Annotated in this window: 13 protein-coding genes; all 13 read right to left on the reverse strand. The window is 59.2% G+C overall.

Going from position 1 to position 12,093, the window contains the following annotated elements:
• Nucleotides 1-3: 3 nt before the first annotated feature.
• Nucleotides 4-738 carry a class I SAM-dependent methyltransferase gene (locus tag DLM46_RS12335; protein WP_115101053.1) on the reverse strand — a complete coding sequence of 245 codons (735 nt, stop codon included), beginning with the start codon at nt 736-738 and terminating at the stop codon, nt 4-6.
• 18 nt (nt 739-756) lie between these two features.
• Complete coding sequence (locus DLM46_RS12340) at nt 757-1,818, reverse strand: glycosyltransferase (RefSeq protein WP_115101054.1); 1,062 nt, start codon at nt 1,816-1,818, stop codon at nt 757-759.
• 185 nt (nt 1,819-2,003) lie between these two features.
• Entirely contained in the window at nt 2,004-3,452 is a 1,449-nt protein-coding gene (locus DLM46_RS12345) for a hypothetical protein (protein WP_115101055.1), read from the reverse strand.
• A 163-nt stretch (nt 3,453-3,615) separates the two neighbouring features.
• The gene (locus DLM46_RS12350; RefSeq protein WP_425273985.1) at nt 3,616-4,251 is read right to left on the reverse strand and encodes a methyltransferase family protein; all 636 of its coding nucleotides are present in this window, start codon (nt 4,249-4,251) and stop codon (nt 3,616-3,618) included.
• Nucleotides 4,252-4,310: 59 nt separating this feature from the next.
• Complete coding sequence (locus DLM46_RS12355) at nt 4,311-4,826, reverse strand: MarR family winged helix-turn-helix transcriptional regulator (RefSeq protein WP_115101057.1); 516 nt, start codon at nt 4,824-4,826, stop codon at nt 4,311-4,313.
• Between the two features lie 16 nt (nt 4,827-4,842).
• On the reverse strand, nt 4,843-5,826 hold the full coding sequence (locus DLM46_RS12360; RefSeq protein WP_115101058.1) for a type II secretion system F family protein: 984 nt from the start codon (nt 5,824-5,826) through the stop codon (nt 4,843-4,845).
• Between the two features lie 42 nt (nt 5,827-5,868).
• Complete coding sequence (locus DLM46_RS12365; protein WP_115101059.1) at nt 5,869-6,846, reverse strand: type II secretion system F family protein; 978 nt, start codon at nt 6,844-6,846, stop codon at nt 5,869-5,871.
• Between the two features lie 78 nt (nt 6,847-6,924).
• A complete protein-coding gene (locus tag DLM46_RS12370; protein ID WP_425273986.1) occupies nt 6,925-8,280 on the reverse strand; it encodes a TadA family conjugal transfer-associated ATPase in 1,356 nt (451 codons plus the stop codon).
• A gap of 27 nt (nt 8,281-8,307) precedes the next feature.
• A complete protein-coding gene (locus DLM46_RS12375; RefSeq protein WP_115101061.1) occupies nt 8,308-9,486 on the reverse strand; it encodes a CpaE/TadZ family protein in 1,179 nt (392 codons plus the stop codon).
• 29 nt (nt 9,487-9,515) lie between these two features.
• Nucleotides 9,516-9,980 (reverse strand): TadE/TadG family type IV pilus assembly protein, encoded by a 465-nt coding sequence (locus DLM46_RS12380; RefSeq protein ID WP_115101062.1) that lies wholly within the window; start codon nt 9,978-9,980, stop codon nt 9,516-9,518.
• Nucleotides 9,977-10,462, reverse strand: coding sequence for a TadE/TadG family type IV pilus assembly protein (locus DLM46_RS12385; RefSeq protein ID WP_115101063.1), 486 nt, complete (start codon nt 10,460-10,462; stop codon nt 9,977-9,979). The genes DLM46_RS12380 and DLM46_RS12385 overlap by 4 nt, the downstream gene beginning before the upstream one ends.
• 10 nt (nt 10,463-10,472) lie before the next feature.
• Nucleotides 10,473-11,702, reverse strand: coding sequence for a pilus assembly protein TadG-related protein (locus DLM46_RS12390; protein ID WP_425273981.1), 1,230 nt, complete (start codon nt 11,700-11,702; stop codon nt 10,473-10,475).
• A gap of 81 nt (nt 11,703-11,783) precedes the next feature.
• Nucleotides 11,784-12,092 (reverse strand): hypothetical protein, encoded by a 309-nt coding sequence (locus tag DLM46_RS12395; protein WP_115101065.1) that lies wholly within the window; start codon nt 12,090-12,092, stop codon nt 11,784-11,786.
• Between the last annotated feature and the right edge of the window lies 1 nt (nt 12,093).

Raw genomic sequence — 12,093 nt, forward strand, 5'->3', positions numbered from 1 at the left:
GAGTCACTTCGCCGTCAGCACAGCGAGTAGCGAAACTCCGCACGGCAACGCGCCATGTGAAAGCCAGTGGCGCTCCGCGCTGAAGATCCGGTATAGCAGCGTATTCAGCACGCCGGCCGGCGTGGCATCGCCGCTCGATCTGTCGCGCTTGAGCAGGCGATCGATTAAACGCACGGCAATCGCGAGCGGAAGCAGCGGCGTGTTGAAGTACGTGATGCGTTCGATGCGGTATCCAGCTTCGTCCGCACACGCCGTCAGCGTCGCTCGACTGTAGCGTCTGTGGTGCTGAAGAAACACGTCATGCGCGCTCCATAGCCATTGATAGGCCGGTACCGTCACGACAACTTTTCCGCCGGAGGCCAGCACCTCCCGCATGCGCACCAGCGAGCCCACGTCGTCGGCGATGTGCTCAAGGCAATCAAAAAAACAGATCAGGTCAAAGCGTTCGCAGTAGAACGGCAGATCATCCGGACAACGCCCCGCGCGGATGTCGAAGCGCTCACCGGTGCTTTTTGCGGTCAGCCTCCGTGCCGTTTCGTCCATTTCAATTCCACTCACACTGCCAAATTCGGCCAGCATCTCCAGGTTGCCGCCTGTGCCCGAGCCCACTTCGAGCACGCGCGCTCGGGACGGCAACGCGAGGCGGCGCAGTATCGAACGCAACACATCGCGCCGGCCGCGAAACCACCAATGTTCGGCCTCGGTTTCGGCCATCTGCAGATAAGCATCCGGGGACATGATTTATGCCTCCACGATTCAGCGGGCAGCAAACCGCACACGCTGGCCATTACGCTTGCGTGAGTCTTCGAGCCGCAGTGTGTTCGACGTGCGCGAACCGTCGCGTTTGATGGGCAGCGTGCTGACCTTGCTCTTTGCCTGATAGCGTCGGCGCACGAGGTAGACTGGCCTGCCCTTTGTCTCGTAGTAGATGCGCCCGATATATTCGCCAACCACGCCGATGCCGATCAGTTCGATACCGCCCATGAACAGCATCAGGGAAAGCAGCGACGCATAACCGGGGACGGGGTTGCCGAACCACAACGTGCGGCCAATGATGAAACCGCCATAGAGAAAAGCCACGGTGGCGATCGCAAGGCCAATATAGGTCCAGCTACGCAGCGGCACGGTGCTAAAGCTCGTGATGCCTTCGAGCGCAAAATTCCACAACCGCCATCCGGAGAATTTCGAATGGCCGGCGCTACGCGGCTCGCGCTGATACTCGACAATGACAGTCCGATAGCCAACCCACGCAAACAGCCCTTTCATGAATCGCCGCCGCTCAGGCAAGTTTCGCAGTGCATTGACGACCTGGCGGTCCATCAGACGAAAGTCGCCGACGTTTTCCGGAAGCTTCACTTCGGACAGCGCATTGTGAACGCGATAGTAGATCGCGGCGGCGGTGCGTTTCGCGAAGGTGTCGCACGCGCGGTTGGTCCGTTTGGCGGCAACCACTTCCGCTCCTTGCCGCCAGTGTTCGACCATCACCGGAATCAGGCTCGGCGGATCCTGAAGGTCCGCGTCAATCGGGATCACCGCGTCGCCGCACGCTTCATCGATACCAGCGGTCAGCGCCGCCTCCTTGCCGAAGTTTCGCGTCAGGTCGATTACGCGTATGCGCGCGTCCCGCACGCTGGCAGCGATCAGCTTGTCAAGGGTTCCATCGGTGCTGCCGTCGTTGACGCAGACGATTTCGAAACGCGTCAATGCAATCCCTTCGAGAACCGGGACGATCTCGCTGAAGAAGTGGCCTACGGCGTCGCATTCGTTGTAGAACGGCACCACCAGTGAAATCAGTGGGCCCTTGTGTTGTTCAGGCATCGCTACCTCCCCGTTATTCTGATTTGACACGCTATGCCGGATGAACGCGGGCGAATGTGGCTTGCATATCACGTACGCTCATCTCGGACGTTTCTCTTTCTTGTGTAATCCGGCCATAGGCTCGCGGCGGACTCAACGTTCTGCAGTCGAAAGCTTCGACGGTAACGAGAGCGATGCGCGACGAGCTATGATCGCGGCGCATCGCGCACGTACACCACGGCAACACCGTCCGCATACAGACGCCGCCATTGCGGAAGCGAATCGACCATATCCAGCGTGGTACTGTTCGCGCTCAGGATCGCCCATCGAATTCCGTACTTCTCTACTAACCGCTCAAAGGCAACGCGGTTCGGCGTCAAGGCGACGATGTAATCTGCAAAGAAATCATCCCCGTACATGTCGATGCGGCCATCGATGAATGGTTTGATATTCTTGAATATCAAATAGCCGCCGAAGTCATAGCTGTTGAAGACAGGCTCCCGCAAAATCTCTGCCGGTACATGATTTAGCGCCGCGATCGGCGACACGCGATCGTCGGTACGCACGAGAGGTTGTGCCAGACGAAGTGCCGTCAATAGCACCACGCAAGCCAACCCAACGACGGCCCAGCGTAACGAGGCGAGGCGGCTCGCGTTGCCTTGCTCGTTTCCGCCGAAAGCCTCGCCAAGGGGCCTCGCCAGCAGTAACGCGCCCACGACACCGGCGAGCATCTGATGCCGACTGTGCTGAAGCGCAAGATGCAGCAACACGATAAGCGTGAGCAGCCGGGGAATCGGCAACCGGATCCCCCGCGAAAACGCGATGCAGAGCGCCGCTATTAGCGCTAGCTCCAGCGGCCCAAGCGTCTGAAAGTTCGTTGAACTCCACTCGCCGATGAGCGAGAGATGCGGCATGCGTGAGACCTGAAACGGGAACAGCAGTCCATGCCAGCCATTCGGCGTCAAAAGCGATACCCCAGTTGCCGCTGCGCAGAACACGCCCCAACTGCGTGCGATCCGGGCTCGGTCCACCTTCGTCGCAACCAGTGCTTCGAGTGCGATCGGCAAGGTAAGCGCAAGGCCGAAAACGAAGCTGCTATGCAAATTTGCCCAGATCAGCATAAGTGGAAGCAGAAGCAGCGATGGCGCCGCGCCCCTGTCCTTCGCCAAAAATAAACCGGCGGACCAAAGCACCACGATCGGCAACACGAGAATGTGCGGACGCGCAAGCAGGCTCGGGCTGACACATGCGGCTGCGAGCACAAAGACGACCAGCGCAGCCGGTTGATTTAACCAGCGTCGAAGGAAATGCGCCAACAGTCCAAATGCCAACGCGGTTGTGGCGCCATAGAGCATGACGATGCCGTTCCATGCGCCAGCCTTGTAGGCGAGCGCCATAAGAACCTCAGATAGCCACTCATGCGCTACCCACGGCGCTCCGGCGGCCGTATACGAAAACGGGTCGGCGTGCGGGACCGAGCCGTTCTGAAGCATCCAGTTGCCCGCTGCGATGTGCCAGTAGGTATCGCCATCATTCAGAAACTGCCGCGCGAACAGGACGATGCCATAGCCGATTAACGCGACAACGATCGGGACGGTTACTCTGCCCCATGAATCGTAAGTCGTTCGCTTTTCGATAATGAACGTATTCTTCACTTGAGTCCCCGGTCCGCTTCCATGCTTTGTTTTGTTCTATCCCCAACACTTGGAAATCGCTCCGCACCAGACCACGGGCAGCCCTTCGTCGGGCGCATCCTCTTCAAGCTGCGACCGATCGAGTGGCTTAGTGGCCGCTGCCGATGCCGAACGATTCACAGGATCAGAACACCCCAGGAATCACCCGATAGCGCACATTTCCTTTGTAGCGACGATAGTTCTCGTCGGACGACAGGATCCGCTCCTCACGCAGGATGCGCCCACCCTGCAAGGCAAACTGAAAGCCGTACACGAGAACGTTCTGCAAATCGAAGTTCGTCAGCAGAAAACCAATATCCGCAACGAGGTAGCCGAGATACATTGGATGCCGTACGAACCGGTAGGCGCCACAGGACACGACACCGCGGTTGGCCGGCAGAATGCCGAACGAGCGCCGCAGCGAGGCCTTTGCAACGAGCTGCCAGCAGATACCGGAAACCTGAAGCGCAGCCCCGATCGATTCCGGTACGAGTCGTGCACCAGGTCCAAGCTGAATGGCAAGAAAGTAGTACGTGGCACCCATCGAGCACACGAACGCGAACGGCGTCCAGTCACGCTTGACCGGAATCCTTGTGAAAAGCGACAGACCCACGGTGAAGCACTCGGCGATCACCAGCAGCAACAGCGTGATGCGTCCGGGATCGGCAAGCCAATGCTGGATCGCGAAGTATGCGAACAGGCCCAACAGCGAAGCCGAGCCGACCCGTGCCAATACTTCGAGCAACGCATCGCCCAAGCGCGGTATCGCCTTGTGCATCATGTACGCGACGCTCCCGGCTAGAGGTATTACAAGTGCCGCCGTTTCGGTAGTGATCGTGCTCATGTCCTTCTCCGACTGTTCTTACTGGGGCGCAGCATCGAGTGGGCCCGTATCATCGGGCTGGGTGCCGACATATATTCGTCAAGAATCCTCATCAATCCGCACAGATACTTTTTGACGCTTTCCAGTTCTCCGCTGTCGAGCGTGCGATCGAAATCGGCCAGATCACGGTTGACCGGTTCAAAGTAAGCATCGATCAGTGCCCGCCGGCCCGGAATAAAGCGCAACAGGATGCGCCGACCGTCGGTCGGATCGGATTCGCGTTTTATCAGCTCGGCTTTTTCAAGGTTTTTCAGGGAAGTCGTGATCGTGCCAGGCGATAGTCCCGTCAGTTTCGACAGCCGGCCAGGCGTGACCGGCTGCACCTCATCGTAATAGGCGACTTCCAGGCATTTCAGGTCGGTGACGTTCAGTCTCAGTTGCCCCGCAACAAATTGGTTGAAGGCCGCGAGCTTGACACCCAGCATGAACCGGAGCTTGACGACCTCCACGCGTTCGTCGGCGGCATGAGTCATGTTTGCACTCCAGTCATCAAAACTGTGATAAGGCCGCACCTGCCTCACCGGACAGCGTCGGCAACAGTACGCGTATAACCTGAATGACCGCCGGGCCGAGCAACACCAGCATCAGCGTCGGAAATATGCAGAACATGAGCGGAAACAATAATTTGACGGCGATTTTCCCGGCTGCCTCCTCGGCGCGAAGCCGTCGCTTGAGCCGCAGATTTTCCGAATGCACGCGCAGCGAATCGCCCATGCTGGTGCCGAAGCGCTCCGCCTGAATCAGCATGGCGACCAGCACGTCCAGGTCTTCCACGCCCGTGCGAAGTGCCAGGTTCTTGAGCGCGGTTTCCTTGCTTAACCCCGCTCTCAACTCGAGCAGCAGCAGTTGCAATTCTTCGCTCAACGTCCGGCTTTTGAGGTGCATTTCATCGGCCACCTTCATCAGCGCCGCGTCCAGTCCGAGACCCGCCTCCACGCACACGGTGAGGAGATCCAGCGCGTCCGGAAAATCCTCGAAAATAGTCAGTTGGCGCAGGCGTATGCGGCGAGCCAGGGCGACATTGGGGAGGTAATAGCCGATACCCGCCAGCACCAGCAGCAGGACTATAAGCAGACGGCCGTTATTGTTCGACAGGTAAGGGCCAACCGCCATCAGGCAGACGAGAGGCAGCCCAATGACCAGAACCGTCTTGGCGGCAAAAAAAACTCCGGGGGCAGACGGACTGCGCCATCCGGCGTGCATGAATTTCGTGCGCAGCACCGAATGTTCCCAACCTTCTTTGGGAATCGAGAGTTTGGCGATCGGCTGCGACGCCTGCACAATCTTCCTGACCCATTGCGCGACTTCGCCATCGCCCTGTTCCGACGACGGCTGACCGGAACTCGTGAGCTGACCAAGGCGGCGATGGATCGAGTTCGGCATGAGCAGCGCCATCACCCCGAATGCGACAAGGGCGACAATCACAAAAACGATCGCCAGCAGTATGACTTGTTCATTTTTCATGGCAGGCATGGGATCGACCCATCTCCAAAGAATGAAGGTGACGTGTCTCGATCAAACATGGATGCGAATGACTTTTCTCATCCAGACCACGCCGATCATCATCATGACCAGCGCCACGCCGATCAGTTTTAAGCCGGCCGGATCGGTCCACAAAACGCGAAGGAAACGCGGATTCACTATTGAAATCAGAAAGGCCATCACGAACGGCAGAACCCCAAGGACCCAGGCCGACAGCCGGCCTTCTGCCGACAACACCCGGACCTTGGCAAGCAGCGTGAGCCGGCTGCGGATGAGCTGGCCGATATTGGCGAGAATTTCGGCCAGGTTGCCGCCACTCTCGCGCTGAATCAGCACCGCGATCACGAAGTAGCGCAGATCGCTGATCGGCACGCGGTTGGCCAGCCCCCCCAACGCGTCGTTGAGCGGCACGCCAAAATTGATTTCGTCGAACGCCGTGCGAAACTCGGCACCGATCGGCTCGGGCATTTCGTCGCCCACGATGCCGAGAGCCGTGGCGAATGAATGACCGGCTCGCAACGAGCGGCTGATCATATCTGCGGCCTCGGGCAATTGCTCCTCGATCAGTCTCAGCCGCTTGGCCTTGGCCCGGCTGACTTTGAGTGGCGCAAAGACGCCCGCGATCAGCATCACTGCCAATAGCGCCAGCGGCGAAACGTAGGTCATGCTGCCGACCGCCCACACCACGAGCGGCGGAAACACGGTGTAAGAAAGAAACTTCTCCACCGACCATCTCAGCCCCGACTGAACCAACCAGCGATCCAGCACATGAATGCGCGGTACCTGCAGCAGCAGCCGGGTCATCAGCGGTGAATTGCTCAATTCGCGCTGCTTGAGAATCGACACCGCCTTGTCATTGGCATGCCCCCCTGCGGACATCATGCGGATGCGGCTTTCGAGGCGTTTGGCAGCGCTGCTGTGCTGGCTCTGCCACCAGATGTTGCCGGCCTCGATCAACAAAATGATCGCAAAGAACACCAGGATGATGAAGCCGTAGTAAAGATAGTTCATGGCGATGTCCCATTTTATTGCGGCGGCAGCATTCCCACCGCCGCCTCCGTCCTGCCAGTCGTCTTTGTCAGCCGTCCGTTAGACCGGATAGTGATGTGTCGGGTCATACAACGTATCCGGCACCGCCACGCCAAACGCTTGCAGCCGCTCGGAAAATTTCGGCCGCACGCCCGTCGCGCAAAAGTGCCCGCACACCTTCCCGTCCTTATCCACGCCGCTACGCTTGAACGTGAAGATTTCCTGCAAATTGATAACCTCGCCTTCCATGCCGGTGATTTCCTGAATGCTGACGATCTTTCTGCGCCCGTCGGTAAGACGCGCCACCTGAATGATGACGCTGATCGCAGAGCTGATCTGGTGACGCGCGGCCTTCTGCGGCAGACTCAATCCTGCCATGCCGATCATGTTCTCGAGCCGTGTCAGCGCGTCTCGCGGGGTATTGGCATGCACCGTCGCGAGCGAGCCCTCATGCCCTGTGTTCATCGCCTGCAGCATGTCCAGCGCCTCGGGGCCGCGCACTTCGCCCAGAATGATCCGGTCGGGCCGCATCCGCAGCGCGTTGCGCACCAGCGAGCGCTGCGTGATTTCCCCCTTGCCTTCGATGTTGGGCGGACGCGTTTCAAGCCGCAGCACGTGTATCTGGCGCAACTGAAGTTCGGCAGCGTCCTCGATCGTCACGATACGTTCGTCGGACGGAATGAACCCCGACAGAACGTTGAGCAATGTCGTCTTGCCGCTGCCCGTGCCGCCCGAAATCAACGTATTGATCTTGGCGGCGGAAAGCGCTTCGAGCATCTGAACCATCGGTGGCGTGAGGCTCTGATAGTCGACCAGGTCCTTCACCGTCAGCGGATTGACGGCAAAACGGCGAATCGACAGCAGCGGGCCATCGATCGCCGACGGCGGAATGATCGCGTTCATGCGTGAGCCATCCGGCAGACGTGCGTCCACCATCGGGTTCGATTCGTCGATGCGGCGGCCGACGCGCGACACAATCTTTTCGATGACTTTCATCAAATGCGCGTCGTCGTAGAACGTGACATCGGTCAGCTCCAGTTTGCCGCGCCGCTCGATATAGACATGCTTGCACGTGTTGACCAGAATGTCGGAGATCGTCGGATCCGCCAGCAGCGGCTCGAGTGGTCCAAAGCCAAGCATCTCGTCACGCACGTCGCGCACCAGGTGGCGCCGCTCGACCTCGTTGATCGGAATGTTGTCTTCTTCGATGATGCGCTCGACCAGCTGCGCCAATTCATGCTGAATCTGTTCGTTCGACAGGCGCTGGAGTTTTTCCAGCTCGACGCGCTCAATAATGGCCTCGTGCACGTTTTTCTTGAGTTGCTGGTACGCTCTCCTGGCCATTTTGTTCCGGCTAAGGCTTTGCTCGTGCGCAGACGCATCACCTTGTTCACAAAATTGCTCGCGCAGCGTCAAGATGTTTTCCATTTTTCCTCTCCTCTCTCAAGCCCTGCTTAACACCGGCTTACCGAAAAATTTCTGCAGAATGCCGCGACGATCGTTTGCCGGCGGCGGCGACAGGCTTCGCACCAGTTCGCTCAGGCTCTTTGCCACGCCACTCGATTTGGCGAGCCGCAGAATCGGTACACCCTGATTGATTGACGCCGACACCGAAGCACCGTCTTCCGGAATTACACTGGCCACCCTCAGGCCCAGTGCCTTCTCCAGTTCGGGCAACCCAACCGGCCCCTTCTTCTGATAGCGATTCACCAGCACGCGCACCTTGTCACCCCGGTAGCCGAGCGAGCGGAAAATATCGAGCAGCCGGCGGCCACCACGCAGATACGGCAAACTCAGCTGCAGCACCGGAAAGATGCACTCGCTCTGGTCGAGTGCCGCAATCGATATGTTGCTGATGCTCTGGCCGATATCGAAAATGATCAGGTCGTATTGACTTCGCACCAGATGCAGAATCCGCTGCAAATGTTCCGGTTTGATTTCCTTTGCCTTGGCCGGATCAGGTGTGCCGGCCAACACATCGAAACGATCGCTGACGTGAGTCAGGCACGCGTCGAGAAATGCGGGGTCGAGCCGGTCGATCTGGATGCTCACATCGGCCAGCGTGGCGGGCGGCGTGACTTCCGATACCAGAAAGGCCGCCTCACCGAATTGCTGATTCAGATCGATCAGCAGCGTACGCTTGCCGACCGCCGACGCGGCGAACCCTAGATTAGCGGCCAGGAACGAAGTGCCGCTTCCACCTTTGCAGGACACGAAAGAGATCACCCGACCCTCACACCGCGTGCCGGTAACTTTTTGAGCGATGCCTTCAATGGCATGCTGCAGGTCTTTTGGATCAGCCGGCCACGGCTGCACATCGCGCACGCCGGCACGCATCGCACGAATCAGCAGATCGGCGGACGGCGACGGTGCCAGCAGCATGCAGGCCAAACCGGCTCGCTGTGCAGTGAGCGCTGTGAGTGTGCCGAAATCCTGCTGCGTCATCTGCGCGCCATCGATAACCAGTAAATCGACACCATCGAGCGCCTGCTGATGCGCGCACAGATCGGCCAGCCCGGCGGTCGATGTACTGACTCGGTGATGGGACTCTCCCGCCGCGACGATCCGTGCGATCGCGCTGGCTTGCGCGGGATCCGATGAAATCGTGAGGATGTCGATCATTTCGTTCTTCCCTGAGGATAGGCGGTGTACTAACTGCAAGTGGGATTGGTGCCGTTCACACTATTCAGACTTTCTCTTGGCAAAGTTGTCGAGAATGGCGGCATCGATATTGAAAGCGGCATAAAGGGCAAGACGGTATTGACCGTGACGTTGGTCACGCTAACCGTGACCGCAGTGCATGATGTAGCGTCACAGCCCGACGGCGCGTACGCCACACTGACGTTGGCAGGCTGCAGGATCGGCAGCAACTGCCGCATCTTTGCGATCACCTGGTTGCTCGCCGACTGGCTGCTGTTGATGTCGCACACCACCGCCACACGGGCGCCAAGCCGGGTCGCTTCCGCCGCGGTGTTCCAGTAAAAGAGCACGCGTCCCATCTCCATGATGCCGATCAGCAACGTGAAGAAAACCATCGATATCAAGGCAAATTCGAGCGCCGCGGCACCGCACTGGCGCCGCGCGCCAGGCAAACGATGGATGTTGAGCGTTTTCATAGCGTCTGCCTCATCACGCAGCTGATATCACCGAAGATCAGATTCGCCAGATTGAAAAAACCGGTGATCTGCGAATACCGATATCCGGTGACTTTCACTTGTACGAGATTGATCGTGTCGCCAGTCGGATCGGTTTGCACATTCTTGAATTGCCCGGTACACCCGCTGGTATTCACCTGATCGCACACCACGACCATGTTCGTTGTCAATCCCTCGACGAGAGGGGAGCCCGAGCAATCATTCGTGCCGTAAGCAGCGAGACACTGGGCTTGCGCGATCGGGTAGGTGTTCGTCGTCGGATCGTATGCTGACAACAAGCGTGTCGCATCGCGAACTGACTTGACCATGGTGTTGTACTCATAGAACGCATGACCGAACTCGGCGATGCCAAGTAGAAGAATGATCATCGGGATCGATAGCAGCGCGAATTCGACGGCCACGGCGCCCCGCATGCGGCGAGGGGATCTGATTCGATTGCGCATGACGGCTCTCCTATTGCACCAGCACGGGCACCATCGGCCCGATGCCGGCAGTCGTGCTGCCGGGGATACCCTGCGACGCACAGGGCGAAGTCGGGTCGGAGGCATCGCCGCGATATTCCAGATAGATGGTGCCGTTGAGCGCCTGGTTGATGTTTTTCTCCATCGGGTGAAGCATCAGCACGCAGGCCCATGACTGAATCGTCGATTTTTGGCTGCTTGTCAACGCCCCGCAGTCGACCACAGGAACCAACGCCAGCCGGCGGTCGGCACCATTGGTGTAATAGCTCGTCGGTTGTGGCCCAGAGTTGGATCCCTGAACGGACAGCCCCGATGCCGTATCGCCCTGATAGGGTGTGTGGCCCGGCCGCCGGTTGTCGCGGAAATCCGGGAAGACATTCTTCTGGAGCTGTGGCGCGCCTTTGTACGGGGCGGCCGCGGGCGAGTAGGCATAACCGGTGAAATCGGGCACCGCAGCGGAGGGATCAGGCGGAGCATTGTAGGGATTCTGGTAAATCCCGAAACGGGTATTCCAGGCACCGTCCATGCTCTGAATGTTGCCTGTCGCGCCGACCTTGCTGCCAACCGTCGGTAACGAGCACTGGCCCGCACTCGTCAGGAGTGCCTTGATCTCGGGAACCGTCATGAGACTCCCGTCGGGGTTGTAATACTTGACCCACATGAAGTTGCCGGTCAGCTGGTTATTCGAGCCGACCTTGCTGGCCAGCCACTGGCCCACCGTATAGGGGCTTGCGGCTGGCGGCTGGCAAACGGACACCGGCAGTGCACACGTCGTCTGTGACTGCGTGGTCGACGCTACCGCGGTTGCGGCAACGGCTGAAGTGCCGAGCGTGGCGCTGATCACCTGCATGAACCAGTTGCTGATGTTGGCGCGGTTGACGGTACAGCGCACAAAACCGATGCTTGGCACATCTGCAGCACTGAACTGGTCTTTGGTCAGATACGGGCCGGTAAACTGCTTGCTGAACGTGACGTTGCTGTTAGTCGTGAGCACCACATTTTCACTCTGCAGCAACACCCGATTTTTCCCACCGACAGAAATACCCGCTGCCTCGGGCGTCGCCAGCGACACCGCCTTCGTGAGATCGCGTGCAGCCGCCAGCGCACATGCATCGGCAGCGTTGGACAGCTCGCTCTTGGCGGTGTACAGCTTGCCCAGATCGAGCGCGAGACCAGCGAAGCCGATCAGCACGGCGAGCGTCAGTGCGACGATGATCGCCACGACGCCGCGCTCACGCCGACGAGCCGGACCGTGCGCACCAGATTGCCTTACGTGACGCATGACGACCTCCCTAACATGTTGTCACTGACCGCCGGCCCCGCTGCTGCTCCCGACGCCGATGACGAATGCATTCGGCGCGGGGGTGGGCTGTTGAAACGATTTTTCGTAGGTGTCCATCGCCGAGACGGCGGACTTGCCGTCGATGCCCGGTGCGGACTGCGCATGCTCGCCGGCGTGCGGATCGATGATCTGCGCCTGCATGACGGCGCGCTTGGCCTCGCCAAAGTGGGCGTCCCAAATCGGCGTGCTGGTCATGCAGCCGCTGAGGGCAGCGAGCATCGACACGGCGAGCACGGACCGATGCGGGAAGACGATGTGTGCGAGTTTCATG

Source organism: Paraburkholderia lacunae, from assembly GCF_003353175.1.
Classification (GTDB): Bacteria; Pseudomonadota; Gammaproteobacteria; order Burkholderiales; family Burkholderiaceae; genus Paraburkholderia; species Paraburkholderia lacunae.